Here is an 18,980-nt window from a genome sequence, read left to right as displayed (position 1 = left end):
CCTCTCAGTGCAGCTCAAAGAGCAAGGAGGGGTACACATTTGAAGGAGAACGACTACAGACCAAAACAAATTTTGACGAAACGTGAAAAAGAAGTCTTTGAGCTCCTTGTCCAAGATAAAACTACAAAAGAAATTGCAAAAGAACTGTTTATCTCTGAAAAGACTGTCCGCAACCATATTTCAAATGCCATGCAAAAATTGGGTGTCAAGGGGCGATCGCAAGCGGTCATTGAGCTGTTGAGGATGGGGGAATTAAAACTTTAGTTCACTTTAATTGACGGTTTAATTACTGCCGTTCCTTCAAGAATCACAAGTTTTTTGTGATTCTTTTTTTATCTCTCGGCTCTGCTCAACCCCCGTGTTGTTGTTCCATTAAAGCTCCTTTTTCTTGAAGACTCAGTTTCGAGATATGTTGTTTCCGTTACGGTAGTAACGGTTTGGAGGTACGGGAAATCACTCGCTGGCGACAAACCTATTTTTCATTTATTATTATAAGGTCATTAGCTGTTACAGATTTCTTTCTTGAAATTTTGTAAGGAAACGACGAGAATGAAGGAAAAGCTTATTCTTTGAGGAGTGCGTGTATTTGGCAAACACTGAAACCACAACAGTAATTTCTGAAATTGAAAAAGAAATGAGATACATATCGGGTATCATAAAGCAAAAAGGCCGGGAGATATTAAACCATTACCCGATAACTGCTCCACAGTTTCTGGCTTTGCAGTGGCTGCTGGAGAAAGGGGATATGACCATTGGCGAGCTCTCCTCTTGCCTAAACCTGGCGTGCAGCACCACTACCGACCTTGTTGATCGAATGGAAAAAAATAAGCTGGTGGAGCGGGTGAGGGATCCGAAAGATCGGCGAGTGGTCAGAATTCATGTATTATCGAAAGGGACAGCAATTATTCATGAAGTCATTGAAAAACGACAAGCTTATCTGGAAGGTGTTTTAAAGGATGTTCCATCAGAACAAGTTGAAACATTGAACCAGTTGTTGCACATGCTTCATGAGCAAATGCTCCATTCCGAAGGCCAAGAGACAAAGTGACCAGTCAGCATAGAATGAGGAGGAAGGAATGTGCAACGACAAGCTATTGGTGTGATTGATTCCGGTGTAGGGGGATTAACGGTTGCAAGAGAATTAATGAGGCAGCTGCCTAATGAGCAGCTGATTTATTTGGGAGACACAAAGCGCTGCCCGTATGGTCCCCGGACTCGAGAGGAAGTAATAGAATTCACGTGGCAAATGGTCAATCATCTTCTCAATAAAGATATTAAATTATTAGTGGTAGCCTGTAATACAGCTACTGCCTTTACTTTGGAAGAACTTCAAGAAAAGCTGGAAATTCCCGTTATCGGAGTCATTCAACCTGGTGCAAGAGCGGCCATCAAAGTGAGCCAAAATAAGCGGATAGGAGTGATAGGAACAGAAGGTACCATAAGCAGTCAGGCGTATACGAAAGCCCTGCATGGAATCGATAAGTCGATTGTAGTCAAAGGGCTTGCCTGCCCGGCGTTTGTTCCTATGGTGGAAGATGGCATTTTAGAAGGTGAATTAGCAGAAGAAACTGTGAAAAACTCACTTCACCCCCTAAAGGCCAATAATGGAATCGATACACTTATTTTAGGATGCACCCACTATCCATTGATCAGACATTTGATTCAACAAGAAATGGGTAAAAAAATCCAAGTCATATGCTCCGGGGAAGAAACTGCACGTGAAGTCAGTTTGATATTAGCTTATCAGAAGCTTACATTTAACGGAGATGATAAGCCGCAACATGAATTTTATACCACCGGCGACCTGGAGAAATTCGAAAAAGTTGCGAATATCTGGTTTGAGGAACCAATTGAGTATTTAAAACCTGTCATCATTGATTGATATTAAATGTTAGATACCGTTCAGCATTCTGCCTGAGCGGTATTTTTTATTGTCTAGGAAATTATAAAGCTTTCTTTTTGTGGATAACTTTTCGTGGTGGGATCTATCCAGCTCCGACGCACAGGACGTGCTAGTGCCGATGTCGCCACAGGACGTGGCGCCTTCATCGGCCAGCGCCTGCCCCTCGAGGTCTTAAGTCAATCCTCTCTGTGATTAGCAAGGCGCTTGCACTTTTGTTCTGGAATGGTAATTTAGCTGTCGCTAATGAGGAATTTTGTTGTTACAACTTTCGGGCAATCGAAGCTTTTTTAGTGAATCTTCTTTGGTCTAATTTTCCCACAAGCTCGTATACATAATAGTACAAACCATCATAGGAGGGGAAAGCATGAAAATGCGAGTTATTGGATCACTGGTAATCGGCCTGTCGACCACGCTATTATTGACAGGATGTTTTTTTGAAGGCGAGCAGTCCATAGAAAAAATGGACGCACCCCAGGATGTAGACTACGTTGATCAAACCGATGAAGCAGCTGATAAGACTACCGAAGATTCGGTTGACGATACAAATAGCGAGGCTAACGAGGAGGCAACCGGAACCTCAACTCGTCAACTTTACTTATTGGACGCCAATGGTATGGTTGTTTCTCAAACCTTGGAGTTGCCCAACATTTCTTCTAAAGAGGTAGCTACTCAATCTTTAGAATACCTCGTAAAAGGCGGTCCAGTCACTGAACTACTTCCGAACGGATTTGAAGCAGTCTTGCCTGCAGGGACAGAAATTTTAGGGTTGAACCTTAAAGAAGATGGAACTATGATCGTAGATGTATCCAAAGAGTTTGCAGAATATGCCCCGGAAGATGAGCAAAAGATTCTTCAGGCGATGACTTATACACTAACGCAATTTGAGAACGTAGAACGAATAAAGCTTTGGATCAATGGGCATGAGCAGGAAGTTATGCCTGTGAAAGGCACTCCTATCTCCTCGGGAGTCTCACGAGCGGATGGTATTAACATCTACGCAAGTGACGAGGCAGATGTGATGGATAGTAAAGCTGTGACGCTTTACTATCCTGCTCAAAATGAGAATCAGGACTTTTATTATGTACCTGTAACTACCCACTTGAATACAAGTGACAACGACTCTTATGAATCTATCGTACAAGCCCTGGTAGAAGGTCCTTCCTTTGATCTTCCATTACTGACAGCGTTTAACGAGGAAGCTGAACTGCTGGAGACAAGCTTTGAAGATGGGGTGCTGTCCCTGTCATTCAACGAAGCACTCCTATCCAATCAAGAAAAGCAATCGGTGTCGGAACATGTGATGAAGAGCCTGGTTATGACACTTACAGACCAACAAGGAGTGGAAGCTGTCGAGGTACACGTAGATGGGGTAGAACAGGTATATAGTGAAGATGGTGTCCCTTATGCAGAGCCGGTGACTATAAACGATATAACTGGTGCAGACAGTTTATAACTCTCCAAAAAGCCCCGAATTCGGGGCTTTTTGTATGCAGAAAAAGGAATAATGGACCAAATCCAATAAGCAATTCACCTGAAAATAATGCCGAACAGGGCTGGCTTTATGAATGTTTCCAGAGCTTTTTCCCAAGCTACGCTTTTCTGATAAATTGTGTTAAGATGGGCAAGGATATGGAAAAAGGAGGACGTTATAGTGAGAGCGGATGAAAGAAACACAGACCAGCTTCGACCAATTGAAATAGAAACCGAATATGTCATGCACCCGGAAGGGTCTGTATTAATAAGTGTAGGAAACACAAAGGTAATATGTAATGCAAGTGTGGAAGATCGTGTCCCCCCTTTTATGCGTGGGCAAGGTAAAGGGTGGATTACGGCAGAATATGCGATGCTCCCGCGAGCTACGGATCAAAGGAATATCCGTGAATCCTCTAAAGGGAAGGTTTCAGGAAGAACAATGGAAATACAGCGTTTGATCGGTAGAGCATTAAGAGCAGTTGTTGATTTAGATAAAATCGGAGAACGTACCGTATGGGTTGATTGTGATGTCATCCAGGCAGATGGAGGTACCAGGACTGCATCGATTACCGGTGCCTTTGTAGCAGTGGTCCTTGCTTTTGGCAAATTACTGGATAAAAAGGTTCTGAAAGAGATGCCGATCAAAGACTACTTAGCAGCAATATCTGTCGGGGTGCTTCCAGACGGCACAGAAATTCTGGATCTGTGTTATGAAGAAGACAGTAAGGCGCATGTAGACATGAATGTGGTCATGACTGGTAATGGAGAGTTTGTTGAACTGCAGGGGACTGGAGAAGAAGCGACATTTTCTGTGTCTGAACTTCAAAAAATGCTGGAACTGGCTCAAACAGGAATGGAGCGAATTTTCAGTATTCAAAAAGATGCGATTGGCTCCTATGCAGATCAGGTAGACAAAGCAGTAGCAAGTGATAAAAAATGAAAGAACTAATTGTTGCTACTAAAAACAATGGAAAAGTGAAAGAGTTCAGAGAAATGTTCAAGAAATATGGAATTGAGCTTAAATCATTGCACGATTTAACTGATTGGTCAGGAGATATCGTAGAAAGCGGAACTACCTTCGAAGAGAATGCTCTCATTAAAGCTGAGGAAATTTCAAAAGCTTACGATGTACCTGTACTGGCAGATGATTCCGGTTTGGAAGTGGACGCTTTGCAGGGAAGACCTGGTGTATATTCTGCTCGCTATGCTGGTGAAGAGAAAAATGACCAGAAAAACCTTGAAAAAATTTTGAAGGAATTAGAAGAGACAGAGGATTCAGAGCGAACCGCTCGTTTTGTATGTTGCATCGCGATCATACAACCTGGCAAAGAAGCAATCATCAAAAGAGGAACCTGCGAAGGTAAGATTGCAAAAAAACCTGAAGGAAGTAATGGATTTGGCTATGACCCGATTTTTGTACCGGACGGTTATGATCAAACGATGGCTCAACTTAAATCTGATGAAAAAAATGCTATCAGTCATCGCAGAAATGCGATTGATAAAGTGGAGGAATGGTTGAAAGAACTTGTCTGAGAGGAGAGTGTCCTATGCCAAGTGTATTAATTATAAGTGACAGCCACGGATTGACTGATGAAGTAAAAGAAATTAAAAAAAAATATGAATCTCAGGTAGATGGTATGATACATTGTGGGGATTCAGAACTTAACCTTCATGACAAAGAGCTGGAGGGGTTCTATTACGCAAAAGGCAATGTGGACTTTGACTCTGAAATGGAAGAGGAGCAAGCGTTTACGATTGATGGAGTTACCTTTTTCGTAACGCATGGCCATCTGTTTAATATTAAATCTACTTTGATGCCACTGAATTATCGTGCCGAAGAATTGGGGGCAGATGTGGTATGTTTTGGCCACTCTCATATGGCTGGAGCAGAAAAAGTGGAAGACCGGTTGTTTATCAACCCTGGGAGCTGCAGACAGCCAAGGGATCACCGGGAGCCAACTTATGCGATTTTGAAATGGAATGATGATCTTGTGTTCCAACTGCAATATTACAATATGAAACACATGCCTATCGACTTAAAGCTCCAAACAACACTGCGGTCAGAGGCCTAGTACTCTGACCCAATTTAGGTGTTGACAAAGTAATAGAGAGTTAATATAATAAGTCTTGTCTCTTAAAGAGAGTACATAACAAAGAGAACAAATTAATCTAAATAATGCGCGGGTGCAATTTAGTGGTAAAACCTCAGCCACGAGCAAAGCATCCACCGAATAAGCTGCGAGTTGTCTCGACGGATTTAACTTCCTTGAATTATCTTGTAGAGGAAGAGACATGATTGTTCGTGAGCCTGACTTAAAGAAATCATTTATTTAACATGCGGGTGTAGTTTAGTGGTAAAACCTCAGCCTTCCAAGCTGATGATGTGGGTTCGATTCCCATCACCCGCTCTTTTCTAAAGCATAATTATTATTAATTTTTAATTAATATGTCCCAGTAGCTCAGCAGGATAGAGCAACAGCCTTCTAAGCTGTGGGTCGGGAGTTCGAATCTCTCCTGGGACGCCATTTTTAGTTAACAGCGTTGGGTAAACCCAAGGCTTTTTTTATTTGGTTAATAATTAAAGATTCCCTACTGTACGCTAGATAACTGTCTTCTTGAATTTTTTAAAATAAATGTTTGTTTTACTTGAAGTCGGGAAAAGATAGAAAGATAATAGAGAATAATACATAGAGCGATTAGGAAGGGTGTCCTATGAAGAAGAAAAAAGGGAATATCGTCATGTTCCCAAAATGGAAGACCAGACTGGAGAATGAGGGGTTAAAGGCCATACAGGAAAAACGGTATGAAGAAGCATTGAAAACATTTGAGCCGCTGTTCGAACACGATGTAGCATCACATGATGTCATTACAGGCAAGTTAGTAAGTTTAATGGAGCTTGGGAAATATGAAGCTGCTGAAGAACTATGCGAATATCTTATGAAACATGATTTGGAAAATTATTACCAATACTTACATATTTATTTAACCATTCTGTTTCAAACGAGCCGATATGAAGAGTTAGTAGGGCTGTTGGATGAAATATTTCAAGAAGAAGATATGCCACAAAAAATGCGTACCCAATTTTGGCAGTTATATGAAGTTAGCAGGAAGCTGGTAAAAGAAGATGATGAGCAACAGAACAATAAGTTAATAGATGAATTCTTTGAAGGTTTGAGTAATGAAGACATACATAAGCAATGGCGTTCAATCATTAAGCTGCGAAAGTTAAGCGCAGCTCCTTATATCCAACCGTTTACTGAACTTCTTAAATCCAAAGAAGTACATCCTATAATCAAAACAGGAATTATTCAATGGTTCCAGGAGCATCAGGTTGATATTAATTTAGAAATCTCCAAGTTCGGACTGACAGAGAGAGTAAATCCATCTCAATTGAAGGAACTGCATTCAGATTATGTCATGCAACAATTAAAAATGAGGTTGGGCGATATGGAACAAAAGAATCCTACCATGTATGATATTGTACAAAACCTTCTTTATCGGTATTTGTTTGTACGCTATCCTTTATTTCCAACCCAGGAGGAAGCGCCTCAGATAGTAGCAGCTTTAAGGCAGCTGGGGCATGAGTACTTACAGCTCCCTGTTCCAGAAGTGGAAAATTCGGACGAAGTTGAAAAATATAAACAGGAGATTCTCTTATGCGAGCAGCATTACACCCTTATTATGGAAGAGTAATGATGAAAATCTTCCCCGGATAGGATACATATGTTGAAAGGTGTTTCTTTTATGTTATAATGTAGTGGTTGCAAATTTAGATTCGTATGTAAATAGAATCAGAGAACAAGAAGAAAATCGCCCCAAGGCGAAAGGAAATCATAGATGTTGGAGGGAATTTTTTATGTCAGCAAAATGGGAAAAAAAAGAAGGTAACCAAGGGGTCCTTACAGTAGAAGTCCCAGCCGAAGAATTTGATCGTGCGTTAGATCAAGCGTTCAAAAAAGTAGTCAAACAAGTCCAAGTGCCAGGCTTCCGTAAAGGAAAAATGCCACGTAAACTATTTGAACAACGCTTTGGTGTAGAATCACTGTACCAAGATGCTTTGGATATCGTTCTGCCGGAAGCTTACATGAACGCTGTACAAGAAACAGAAATCGAGCCGGTTGACCGTCCAGAAGTGGATGTTCAGGAAATTGAAAAGGGTAAAGGTGTTACATTTACTGCTGAAGTTACTGTAAAGCCTGAAGTAGAGCTTGGCGAGTACAAAGGACTTGAAGTAGAAGAAATGGATACAGAAGTAACAGATGAAGATGTAGATAATGAGTTGAAAACATTACAAGAGAAGCAAGCGGAGCTTGTTGTCAAGGAACAAGGAGAAGTTGAAGAAGGCGACACAGTTGTAATGGACTTTGAAGGCTTTGTCGATGGTGAAGCTTTTGAAGGCGGCCAGGCAGATAACTACTCCCTTGAAATTGGTTCTGGCAGCTTCATTCCAGGATTTGAAGAACAGTTGCAAGGTAAAAAAGCAGGAGAAGAAGTCGATGTAGTAGTGACTTTCCCTGAGGAATACCATGCTGAAGAGCTTGCTGGTAAAGAAGCGACCTTCAAGGTTAAAATTCATGAAGTAAAAGGGAAAGAACTTCCGGAACTTGATGATGAATTCGCAAAAGATGTGGATGAAGAAGTTGAATCCCTGGATGAGTTGAAAAAGAAAACTCGTGAACGCCTGGAAGAACAGAAGAAGACAGACGCAGAAAATACCAAAAAAGATTCCCTAGTGCAACAGGCGTCTGAAAATGCGAGCGTGGAAATTCCATCTGCAATGGTAGATACCGAGCTTGATCGTATGATCCAGGAGTTCGAGCAACGACTACAAATGCAAGGCATGACGAAAGACATGTACTTCCAGTTCACAGGCTCTGATGAAGATGGTCTTCGTGAACAAATGAAAGAGGACGCTGAAAAGCGTGTCAAAACAAACTTGACACTAGAAGCCATCGCAAATGCAGAAAATATCGAAGTTACTGATGAGGATGTCAATTCTGAGTTGGAAACAATGGCTTCTATGTATCAAACAGATGTCGCTAACCTTACACAAATGCTTGGCGGAAACACTGATATGATCAAAGAAGATTTGAAAGTCCGCAAGGCAATTGATGTTCTGGATGAGAATAGTAAAACGAAATAATTTTGAACTAAAACAAGGCGCGGAAAACGTGCCTTGTTTTCTCATATAAATGTATATATTGCTTTACTCAAAGATAGACTAGTAATAAAAGGGAAAGATAAATAAACGTTGTGTATACATATGGTTTATTAACCAGGGTTAACCATGTAATAAGGCGCTGTTTTTTGTCGAAAATCCGTTTATTCTATTGTTTGACTTATCACTTACAAATCTACATAATGAGGTTGACGAATGTAACTTTAAAATAGGTCGTCAATTAGTGTTTTGCTTTGTCTGCCAACTTATATTTGTTATGATAGGCTAAAGAAACTTTACAAATGGTGTGACCGAATTGAGTATAGATTTTTTGGCTGATATAAATAAGGGGTGAATTGGATGTTTAAATTTAATGATGAAAAAGGACAATTGAAGTGTTCATTCTGTGGAAAAAGCCAAGAACAGGTTCGTAAACTTGTCGCTGGCCCAGGAGTTTATATATGTGATGAATGTATCGAATTATGCACGGAAATAGTGGAAGAAGAATTAGGAAATGAAGAAGAAGTAGAATTCAAAGAGGTTCCTAAGCCTCAGGAAATCCGTGAAATATTAAATGATTATGTAATTGGGCAGGATCAAGCAAAGAAGAATTTGTCTGTTGCCGTTTATAACCATTATAAGCGTGTGAATGCGTCGCCTAAAAATGATGATGTTGAATTAGCGAAAAGTAATATTTGTATGATTGGACCGACAGGTAGCGGTAAGACATTACTGGCCCAAACATTAGCACGTATCCTGAATGTTCCGTTTGCCATTGCGGATGCGACTTCCTTAACAGAGGCTGGTTACGTCGGGGAGGATGTAGAAAATATCCTTCTAAAATTGATTCAGGCTGCTGATTATGATGTAGAGAAAGCTGAAAAAGGGATCATTTATATTGATGAAATTGATAAGGTAGCCCGTAAATCAGAAAATCCTTCAATCACACGTGATGTTTCTGGTGAAGGTGTACAGCAGGCATTGCTTAAGATTCTTGAAGGTACAACAGCTAGTGTGCCTCCTCAAGGCGGCAGAAAGCATCCGCATCAGGAATTCATACAAATTGATACAACCAACGTGTTGTTCATTGTAGGAGGAGCCTTTGACGGTATCGATCAAATCATCAAACGCCGTCTAGGCAAGAAAGTAATCGGATTCGGTTCTGAAGATACTAATGAAGAGCTGGATAAAGGTCAGCTGCTATCAAAAATTCTGCCGGAAGACCTTCTTCGTTATGGATTAATACCAGAATTTATCGGTCGTCTACCGGTAATCGGAAGTCTGCTTCCGCTAGATGAAGATGCATTAGTTGAAATACTGACACAGCCAAAGAATGCTCTGGTTAAACAGTACCAAAAGCTTCTGCAAATTGATGACGTCGAGTTGGAATTTGAGGATGAAGCGCTCAGGGAAATTGCCAGAAAAGCAATTGAAAGAAAAACTGGTGCCAGGGGTCTTCGCTCCATTATTGAAAATATCATGTTAGATGTGATGTACGAATTGCCTTCCCGTGATGATATTGAAAAATGTATCATTACGAAAGAAACAGTCTTAAATGAAGATGGGAAGCCGAAGTTAGTTCTGACTGACGGTACTGTTCAAGATGAGAATAAAGAATCACCAAAAGAAAGTGCTTAAGACTGAGTGAATTTCCACAAAGCGAATGAGCTGAGGATCCAGGCCGCGCTGCAAACAGACTGTAGCGCGGCCTTCCTTTCATTTCTTCCTTTTTAGAGGTCCACTTTGGACTTAAGGAAGGCAAGGATTAAATGTACTACATAGGTAACACTAAAATCAGTATGGCATCACCCGAAAGACATCGAATATTTTACATGAAACGTACGATTTAATAGGATGAAAGTACGGAACAGCTAATCCATTTGGAGGTGCGCACATAATGACAGTAAATCAAAGAAAACAGATTCCCCTCCTGCCCTTGAGAGGGCTGCTCGTCTATCCTTCAATGGTCCTGCATCTGGATGTTGGACGAGATAAATCAGTTAAAGCTTTAGAACAAGCGATGATGAAAGATAATGAAATATTTTTAGCTTCGCAAAAAGAAATGAATATTGATGACCCATCCCAGGAAGATATTTATCAATTTGGAACCATCGCCAAAGTGAAACAGATGGTCAAACTTCCTAATGGAACCAATCGGGTTCTTGTAGAGGGGTTAGTACGCGCTGAAATAAGTGATTTCTCGGATGACGAGGAATATTTCATGGTTGAAGTAGAGAAGTATGAAGATAAGCACGATAACAGAAATGAGGAAGAAGCGCTCATGCGCACACTTCTGCAACATTTCGAACAATATATCAAAATTTCTAAAAAAATCAGTAAAGAAACCCTGGATACGGTGGCAGACATCGATGAACCTGGCCATTTGGCTGACATGGTAGCTTCTCACTTACCTTTGAAATTAAAGGAAAAACAAGCGGTCCTTGAAACAGTCGATGTTAAGAGGCGACTTCAGCACCTAATAGAACAGATCAGTAATGAAAAAGAAGTGCTCCAGATAGAGAAGAAGATTGGCCAGCGAGTTAAACGCTCCATGGAAAAAACACAAAAAGAATATTATTTGCGTGAACAAATGAAAGCCATCCAAAGTGAACTTGGTGATAAGGATGGAAAAAGCGGAGAAGTGGCAGAGCTCCGTGAAAAGATTCAAGATGCAAATATGCCGGAACGAGTAGAAGAAGTAGCCTTCAAGGAATTGGGACGATATGAAAAAGTGCCTCAGAGTTCTGCGGAAAGTTCAGTAATCCGCAATTATATTGAGTGGCTTGTTTCTCTTCCGTGGAATACGGAGACAGAAGATAATTTGGAAATCCACAATGCTCAACGCATTCTGGATGAAGATCATTATGGACTCGAAAAAGTTAAAGAGCGTGTATTAGAATACTTAGCTGTTCAGCAATTGACTCAATCGATTAAGGGGCCGATTCTTTGCTTAGTAGGACCACCAGGGGTAGGTAAAACTTCCCTTGCTAAATCAATTGCACGAGCAGTCAACCGAAATTTTGTCCGTGTTTCCTTAGGTGGAATCCGTGATGATGCTGAGATACGCGGCCATAGGCGTACGTACATCGGAGCAATGCCCGGCAGGATCATTCAGGGAATGAAACGTGCAGAATCAATCAATCCAGTCTTTCTGCTGGATGAAATCGATAAAATGGCAAGTGATTTTCGCGGGGACCCATCTGCAGCGATGCTGGAGGTGTTGGATCCCGAACAGAATAGCACCTTCAGTGATCATTTCATTGAAGAAAGCTATGACTTATCCAAGGTCATGTTCGTTGCCACAGCCAACAATATGAGCGCTATACCTGGTCCATTACTAGACAGGATGGAAGTAATAACAATTGCAGGCTACACAGAAGTAGAAAAGCTTCATATTGCAAAGGAACACCTATTACCGAAGCAGATAAAAGAAAATGGTTTGACAAAAGGACAGGTACAGTTTCGAGAAGAAGCATTATTGAAATTGATCAGGACTTATACTCGTGAAGCGGGAGTCCGTAACCTGGAACGAGAGCTTGCATCTATTTGTCGTAAATCTGCCAAAATTATTGTGGCAGGTGAAAAGAAGCGGGTAGTGGTTACGGAAAAACTTCTGGAAGAGCTGCTTGGCCGGCCGAAATACCGGTATGGACAGGCAGAGGAGGAAGACCAGGTAGGAACTGCTACAGGACTTGCCTACACATCTGCCGGGGGAGATACGTTGGCTATCGAAGTATCCATCTATCCTGGAAAAGGAAAGTTGACTTTAACAGGTAAGCTTGGCGATGTCATGAAAGAGTCCGCACAGGCCGCATTCAGTTACATCCGATCCCGAGCAGAAGAGTTAAAAATTGATGTCGACTTTGTAGAAAAAAATGATATTCATATTCATGTTCCTGAAGGTGCGACACCGAAAGATGGACCATCTGCAGGGATAACCATGGCTACGGCTCTCGTTTCTGCATTGACGGGAAGACCAGTAAGAAAAGAAGTAGGAATGACCGGGGAAATAACGCTTCGTGGCCGTGTCTTACCGATCGGAGGACTAAAGGAAAAATCTCTGAGTGCTCATCGTGCTGGCCTCCGAAAAATCATCATACCAGCAGATAATGAGAAAGATCTGGAAGATATTCCGGAAAGTGTACGAAATGACTTAGAATATGTGCCTGTTAAACACTTGGATGAAGTGCTGGAGCATGCATTGTTGGGGGATAATAATGAAAGTAAATGATGCCGAATTAGTCATCAGTGCCGTAAGTAAAAAGCATTATCCTGCTGATTATTTACCGGAAATTGCGTTAGCTGGCCGGTCGAATGTCGGGAAGTCTTCATTCATCAATAAGATGATACAGCGGAAAAGCCTTGCTCGTACCTCCTCTAAGCCAGGAAAGACCCAGACATTGAATTTTTATAAAATCAATGAAAAGTTCTATTTTGTAGATGTACCAGGCTACGGATATGCGAAAGTTTCCAAAAAAGAACGTAAAAAATGGGGAGACATGATGGAGGAGTACTTCGCGGAAAGGGACAACTTACGGGCTACTGCACTGATCATTGATATACGTCATAAGCCGACGGAAGACGATATCATGATGTATGATTATCTGAAGTATTTTGAATTGCCTGTCCTGATTATTGCAACCAAGCTTGATAAGATACCCAAAGGGAAACGGGACAAGCATGTCAAAATTGTAAGAGAGACATTAGAAATAGAAGACGAAGATGTGGTCATTCCTTTCTCATCTGAGACTGGGGAAGGAAAAGACAAAGCCTGGAAAGCGATGCTGGCCCATTTGAACTAATAAAGGTTGAAAGTTCACCCGAACTGCCTAGCAGGCAGTTCGGGTATTTTTAATTTTGTGAAACTTTTTTTAAGATGAAAAAGCAGTTTAATTCATGATAAAAAGGGTATTATTTACTTGGGTGCTTATCTACATAAAGAAGCATTTGGTGGAAATACTATGAAAAATCATCGAATTTGCTGATCTTTCATGGCTAAGTATACTTTGTGCTGTATAATAGCAGAATTTGAATTTTGAGAAAAATCTGACCAATTGTTATGATGAAGTGTGCGAAAAAAGATAAAAGAGGAGAGGATTTTGGGAATATGAAAAAGTTATCTATATCTTTAGCAAGTGTATTAATGATCCTTCTGCTAGCCGCCTGCGGTTCGAGTGAATCGGAAGAAAATCAGAGTTCAGATTCACAAGGTAAAAGCGAATACAATTTAGTAGAAGATGGCAAGTTCACATTTGCTGCATCAGGAGAATTCAATCCATTCAGTACCACCTCTGCTTCCGGTGAAATGGAAGGTTTTGATATAGACGTCGGCAATGCAATTGCAGAGGAGTTAGGTTTAGAACCTAACCAGCAGAAATTCAAGTTTGCTTCAATTGTAGAAGGTGTCAAAACCGGCCGTTTTGATGCCGCTGTAGCCAGCCACACAATCACTCCTGAACGTCAAGAGGAAGTAGATTTTTCCACCCCTTACTACTACTCAGGTGCCCAAGTCTTTGTGCGTCCAGATAGTGATGTAGAATCGCTGGAGGACTTAGAAGGTAAAGAGATTGCCGTATCAAAAGGTTCTACTTATGTTGAGTTCGCCAACCAGGTGACAGATAAAGTACAGAGCTATGATAGTGATGTTGTTGCCTTGCAATCGTTGGACAAAGGACGACATGATGCTGTCATCACTGATTTTTTAACTGGAAAAGAGGCAATTGGTAAAGGTTTGAATGTTGAAGGCAAAGAGATGATTGAGCGTAGTGAACAGGCTGTAGCTATTGCCAAAGATAACGAAGAGCTTTTACAAGCTGTGAATGATGCGATCGATAAACTTAGGGAAGATGGGACGCTTACAGAAATCAGTGAAGAATATTTTGGGGAAGATATTACGACAAAACCAGAATGAAAAAATTAATAAAAGAGCACGCCGTGCGTGCTCTTTTTTACACTTTTATTCCGTCTAACCCTGTGTGAGTATTAAAGCCTCAGAGTGATATATCAAGTTTTGCTAAATATTAGGAGGAGCTGAACGTATTGTATTTGAACATCATCAAATTCGGTGAAGCATTAATTGAAAGCCGGAGTCTTTTTGCTGAAGCCGCATGGCTGACGCTGAAGCTTACGGCTGTCTCGATATTTATAGCTATATTTATTGGCTTATTTTTTGCTTTATTAAAAATCTCTAATATTAAAGTATTGGAATGGATTGCGAACTTATATATATTTATTGTACGTGGAACCCCTTTAATTGTACAAATATTCGTATTCTATTACGGACTCACTGAAATAGCTATGATTTCAGGGTTTTGGTCTGCAACATTAGGCTTGGCCTTCCATAATGGGGCTTATATTGCTGAAATTTTCCGGGGCTCGATACAATCGATCGGTAAAGGACAGAATGAAGCTGGCAGGTCGCTAGGCATGAATCGTTCACAAACGATGAAAAGAATTATATTACCCCAGGCCTTCCGCCGAGCCTTACCCCCTTTAGGAAACCAGTTTATTATCGGTTTGAAGGACTCTTCTCTTGCGGCATTTATCGGTTTGACTGAAATCTTTGGTGCTGCGACAACAATGGGGGCAAATACATTTGATTATATGACTTGGCTGCTGGTAAGTGCGGTCTACTACTTGATTCTAGTATTCCTGTTGACTTTACTGGTATCATTCATTGAAAAGAAAATGGCGGCAAGTGATTAATAGAGGAGGAACAATAGCGTGTCTGAAGCCAGAGAAATGATTCGTGTAGAAAAATTGAATAAATCATTCGGTGATCTTCATGTCTTGAAAGATATCGATTTTACTGTAAAAGAAAGTGAAGTAGTAGTTCTGATTGGAGCGAGTGGTTCAGGAAAGAGTACATTACTTCGGTGCTTAAATTATTTGGAATTGAAAAATGACGGGAAAATTATCATAGAGGGAAAAGAAACAGACCCCAAAAAAGATGATTTGAATAAAGTAAGGCAGAAAGTAGGGATGGTCTTCCAACATTTTAACCTGTTTCCCCACAAAACAGTGTTAGAAAATGTAATCGAAGCACCTACACAAGTGAAGAAAATTAAAAAATCCCAAGCCATCGAAGAAGCAAAAACCTTATTGGATAAAGTAGGCTTAGCGGACAAAGCGGATGATTACCCTTCCCGACTTTCCGGAGGTCAAAAACAACGAGTGGCGATTGCGCGTGCGTTGGCGATGAAACCAGATATCATGCTATTTGATGAACCGACTTCCGCCCTTGATCCTGAGCTTGTTGGCGAAGTACTTGCTACCATGAAGGAACTTGCAAAGGAAGGAATGACGATGGTGGTTGTGACCCATGAAATGGGGTTTGCCCGGGAAGTAGCAGATAAAGTAGTATATATGCATGACGGCCGAATCGTCGAAGAAGGAGAACCGCATCAATTGTTTGATCACCCACAAGAACAGCGGACACAAGAATTTTTGAGTTCTATCTTATAAATAAAATCCCGGGCAACTAGTGCCCGGGATTTTATTTTTTTCTTTTATTTTTATCATTCTTTCTTAAGAGGAATAAACCAATAATAATCAAAGCGATGGACCAAAATTGCTCGATTAAGGCAAATAGCTGATAGATCCAGTGAAACCACCCTGGATTGACCGGGGAAAATAAGGCGAAAAGGCCGAGGAGTACTAACAACAGTCCCGGTATCAACCCCTGCTTTGTTTTATTAGAACGCATTACGAACGCAAAACCGATAATCAGGGGATATACTCCCCAATGATCCAGCCAGAAATGGTAAGTAGTAAGCCCGTGGAAATGTATTCCGAAGCCTAACAATACAGCACCCGCAAAAATATTATGGTAGTCATTCGTAATATAGCTATGTAGTAAAAAAGAAATTCCGATAATCATCAAAATTGTCGGCCAGGAATAAAAATCAGTTAGCAGGGGAATATGTAACTGTCGCAGCAAAAAATAGGCGCCTAGTCCAATTAATAGGAAACCTGTAAATGTGTTTTGTTTTTTCATGCAAAGCCTCCCTTTACATATGTCGAATTCTTGCGTATATACCACGGTTGTGGTACATTACAGTCGGGTTTGATTTGTTTACGAAGGAATTACAATTAATTATCTTTTATTTAATCCTATCATAGAGTTTCAAATTCTGTTCACAATTTCCAATGGTTAGCCCTATTTCTCATGTTATAATGTACTTTATAAAATACTGCTCGTCAGGAAAGTTTTTTGGGGGTAGATGATATGCACATTTTAGTTGTCGGCGTAAATTATAAAACAGCCCCAGTAGAAGTCAGGGAAAAACTCACGTTTTCTGAAAACCGCATTTCTGATGCCATGGTTGAATTGAACCAGCGGAAGAGTGTGTTAGAAAACGTGATTATTTCCACATGTAATCGAACGGAAATTTATGCCGTCGTTGATCAACTTCATACCGGCCGCTATTATATCAAGCAATTCTTGTCTGACTGGTTTGAGGTGGAGAAAGAAACGTTCTCCCCTTATTTGTCCATTTATGAAGGCGATGGTGCCATGGAGCACCTCTTGCGTGTAACCTGTGGCTTGGATTCTATGGTTCTTGGGGAAACGCAGATTCTTGGTCAAATGAAACAGGCCTTCTTACAAGGACAAGATGCCAAAACTACCGGCACCATTTTTAACCAATTATTCAAGCAGGCGGTAACACTTGCGAAACGCTCTCATAAAGAAACAGAAATTGGAGAAAATGCGGTGTCTGTCAGTTATGCCGCGGTCGAACTTGCCCGGAAAATCTTTGGTGACCTTGTTAATAAACATGTCGTCATCTTAGGTGCAGGAAAAATGGGTGAGCTTGCTGCTAAGAACCTGCAAGGATCCGGTGTGAAGCAGGTTACTGTAATTAATCGAACGCTTGCAAAAGCCCAGGTAGTTGCCGACCAGTTTAATGGAGAAGCTAAAACGATTGACGACTTGTCAAAGATATTGAAGGATGCGGATATTCTAATCAGCTCTACTGGTTCTAAAGAGTATGTGATTACCCAGGAAGTGATGGCTCCTATTCAGAAAGCCCGGAAAGGGAAACCGTTATTCCTGGTAGACATTGCGGTACCTCGTGATCTTGATCCTTCTATGGAATCTTTAGAAAGTGTATTCTTATATGACATTGATGATCTTCAAGGAATTGTTGATGCTAACCTGGCTGCAAGACAAAAGGCTGCAGAAGTTATTGAAATTATGATTGAAGAAGAGATCATCGCGTTTAAGGAATGGCTGCAGACGATTGGGGTAGTACCAGTCATCTCCGCTTTAAGAAATAAAGCATTATCGATCCAATCCGAAACAATGAAAAGCATTGAACGTAAAATGCCTGATTTGACTGAGCGTGAAAAGAAAGTGTTGAATAAGCACACGAAGAGCATTATCAATCAGATGTTGAAAGAGCCTATATTGCAGGCCAAAGAACTGGCAGCTCAACCGGATGCAGATGAGTCCTTGCAACTGTTCATGCAAATATTCGGCATTGAAGAGCAAGTGCAGAATGAAATCCAGGAACAGCAAATGAAAGAAAATAAAGTGGTGTCCCTGGACCGTAATGGGGAACTATCCTTTCCTGCCATAAAAAATGCTTCCACACACTAGTAAGGAAGGATAACTATATGCTTGATGTGAAATGGCTTTATGAGTTTATTATTTTCATTTATGCTCTAAGCGTAATAGGCTATTTTATTGATTTCATTCAACAAAACCGGAAGGCGAACCTTGCAGCCTTCTGGTTACTTAGTATGGTTTGGTCTTTACAAACCATTTTTTTATTAACACAAGTTTTTGTGAAAGATAATTTTCCTGTTATGAATGTCTACGATGGGTTATATTTTTATTCTTGGATTCTAGTTACTTTTTCATTGGTCATCAACCGCTTGTACCGGGTAGACTTTCTCGTATTTTTCACAAATGTGGTTGGTTTCTCAGTCATGCTGCTTCACATCACTACGAAAGCTCGAGCTGACCTAGTAGAACAAGGAATCCGTTTTGTTGATGAAATGCTTATTGCTCATATTACCTTAGCACTTATATCTTACGGTTTTTTCACTTTTTCCTTTATTTTTTCCTTAATGTACCTGCTGCAATACCGCTTGCTGAAAAAGAAAAAGTGGGATAAGCGGTTGTGGCGTTTGGGGGATTTATCCAAACTCGATCACTACTCTTACTTGGCAGTGACTGGCGGTGTCCCATTATTGTTGTTGGCTGTCATTCTTGGTGTCGTATGGGGGTATAACTCGGGTGATGTTTTTTACTGGTATGACTCGAAGACAATGGGATCATTCATCGTGTTATTCGTCTACATTATCTTTTTATTTTTACGGATAGTGAAAGGGTATCAAGGCAGGTCGATAGCTGTGTATAATGCTGCGGCATTTTTGTTTTTGCTCGTTAACTTCTTTTTATTCGGTTCACTGTCGAACTTCCACTTTTAAGATTGAGGA

The 18,980-nt window shown here is 40.7% G+C and carries 18 protein-coding genes and 2 tRNA genes; 19 read left to right on the top strand and 1 reads right to left on the bottom strand.

From position 1 onward, the window contains the following. Positions 1–39: 39 nt before the first annotated feature. The 17 genes from B9Y67_RS19715 (at position 40) to B9Y67_RS19635 (ending at position 15,998) form a co-directional block, all read left to right on the top strand. Positions 40–264 (top strand): helix-turn-helix domain-containing protein, encoded by a 225-nt coding sequence (locus B9Y67_RS19715; RefSeq protein ID WP_028783382.1) that lies wholly within the window; start codon positions 40–42, stop codon positions 262–264. A 322-nt stretch (positions 265–586) separates the two neighbouring features. Then, complete coding sequence (locus B9Y67_RS19710; RefSeq protein WP_394461087.1) at positions 587–1,048, top strand: MarR family winged helix-turn-helix transcriptional regulator; 462 nt, start codon at positions 587–589, stop codon at positions 1,046–1,048. Between the two features lie 30 nt (positions 1,049–1,078). Then, positions 1,079–1,882: a glutamate racemase gene (gene racE, locus B9Y67_RS19705; RefSeq protein ID WP_085509039.1), complete on the top strand. Its 804-nt coding sequence runs from the start codon at positions 1,079–1,081 to the stop codon at positions 1,880–1,882. 385 nt (positions 1,883–2,267) lie between these two features. Then, positions 2,268–3,356 carry a GerMN domain-containing protein gene (locus B9Y67_RS19700; RefSeq protein ID WP_369668777.1) on the top strand — a complete coding sequence of 363 codons (1,089 nt, stop codon included), beginning with the start codon at positions 2,268–2,270 and terminating at the stop codon, positions 3,354–3,356. Positions 3,357–3,554: 198 nt separating this feature from the next. Next, positions 3,555–4,316 (top strand): ribonuclease PH, encoded by a 762-nt coding sequence (gene rph / locus B9Y67_RS19695; protein WP_085509038.1) that lies wholly within the window; start codon positions 3,555–3,557, stop codon positions 4,314–4,316. Beyond that, positions 4,313–4,909, top strand: coding sequence for an XTP/dITP diphosphatase (locus tag B9Y67_RS19690; protein ID WP_085509037.1), 597 nt, complete (start codon positions 4,313–4,315; stop codon positions 4,907–4,909). Before rph ends, B9Y67_RS19690 begins: the two co-directional genes overlap by 4 nt. Positions 4,910–4,923: 14 nt before the next feature. Continuing rightward, complete coding sequence (locus B9Y67_RS19685) at positions 4,924–5,448, top strand: metallophosphoesterase (RefSeq protein WP_085509036.1); 525 nt, start codon at positions 4,924–4,926, stop codon at positions 5,446–5,448. Between the two features lie 265 nt (positions 5,449–5,713). Continuing rightward, positions 5,714–5,784: transfer RNA gene (locus tag B9Y67_RS19680), tRNA-Gly, on the top strand. 40 nt (positions 5,785–5,824) lie between these two features. Next, positions 5,825–5,901, top strand: a tRNA-Arg gene (locus B9Y67_RS19675). 187 nt (positions 5,902–6,088) lie between these two features. After that, a complete protein-coding gene (locus tag B9Y67_RS19670; protein ID WP_085509035.1) occupies positions 6,089–7,069 on the top strand; it encodes a tetratricopeptide repeat protein in 981 nt (326 codons plus the stop codon). 163 nt (positions 7,070–7,232) lie between these two features. Beyond that, a complete protein-coding gene (tig, locus tag B9Y67_RS19665) occupies positions 7,233–8,519 on the top strand; it encodes a trigger factor (RefSeq protein ID WP_085509034.1) in 1,287 nt (428 codons plus the stop codon). Positions 8,520–8,894: 375 nt separating this feature from the next. Beyond that, positions 8,895–10,172, top strand: a complete 1,278-nt coding sequence (clpX, locus tag B9Y67_RS19660; RefSeq protein ID WP_085509033.1) for an ATP-dependent protease ATP-binding subunit ClpX — start codon at positions 8,895–8,897, stop codon at positions 10,170–10,172. A gap of 259 nt (positions 10,173–10,431) precedes the next feature. Further along, positions 10,432–12,765 carry an endopeptidase La gene (gene lon / locus B9Y67_RS19655; protein ID WP_085509032.1) on the top strand — a complete coding sequence of 778 codons (2,334 nt, stop codon included), beginning with the start codon at positions 10,432–10,434 and terminating at the stop codon, positions 12,763–12,765. Then, positions 12,752–13,336, top strand: coding sequence for a ribosome biogenesis GTP-binding protein YihA/YsxC (yihA, locus tag B9Y67_RS19650; protein ID WP_085509031.1), 585 nt, complete (start codon positions 12,752–12,754; stop codon positions 13,334–13,336). Before lon ends, yihA begins: the two co-directional genes overlap by 14 nt. Before the next feature lie 305 nt (positions 13,337–13,641). Continuing rightward, a complete protein-coding gene (locus B9Y67_RS19645) occupies positions 13,642–14,445 on the top strand; it encodes a transporter substrate-binding domain-containing protein (RefSeq protein ID WP_085509030.1) in 804 nt (267 codons plus the stop codon). A 143-nt stretch (positions 14,446–14,588) separates the two neighbouring features. Continuing rightward, positions 14,589–15,239 (top strand): amino acid ABC transporter permease, encoded by a 651-nt coding sequence (locus B9Y67_RS19640; protein ID WP_441007565.1) that lies wholly within the window; start codon positions 14,589–14,591, stop codon positions 15,237–15,239. A 36-nt stretch (positions 15,240–15,275) separates the two neighbouring features. Continuing rightward, a complete protein-coding gene (locus B9Y67_RS19635) occupies positions 15,276–15,998 on the top strand; it encodes an amino acid ABC transporter ATP-binding protein (protein ID WP_085509253.1) in 723 nt (240 codons plus the stop codon). A gap of 31 nt (positions 15,999–16,029) precedes the next feature. Here the strand turns inward: B9Y67_RS19635 and B9Y67_RS19630 are convergent, their stop codons facing one another. Then, complete coding sequence (locus B9Y67_RS19630) at positions 16,030–16,530, bottom strand: LiaI-LiaF-like domain-containing protein (RefSeq protein WP_085509028.1); 501 nt, start codon at positions 16,528–16,530, stop codon at positions 16,030–16,032. Positions 16,531–16,761: 231 nt separating this feature from the next. Here B9Y67_RS19630 and hemA point away from each other — a divergent pair, with 231 nt between their 5' ends. Further along, positions 16,762–18,135, top strand: coding sequence for a glutamyl-tRNA reductase (gene hemA, locus B9Y67_RS19625; RefSeq protein WP_085509027.1), 1,374 nt, complete (start codon positions 16,762–16,764; stop codon positions 18,133–18,135). 17 nt (positions 18,136–18,152) lie between these two features. Beyond that, entirely contained in the window at positions 18,153–18,971 is an 819-nt protein-coding gene (locus B9Y67_RS19620; RefSeq protein ID WP_085509026.1) for a cytochrome c biogenesis protein, read from the top strand. Positions 18,972–18,980 lie beyond the last annotated feature (9 nt).

This window comes from Thalassobacillus devorans, assembly GCF_900176565.1.
Taxonomy (GTDB): domain Bacteria; phylum Bacillota; class Bacilli; order Bacillales; family Halobacillaceae; genus Thalassobacillus; species Thalassobacillus devorans_A.
The sequence above is the reverse complement of the archived record's forward strand: the minus strand, read 5'-3'. Positions and strand labels throughout refer to the sequence as shown.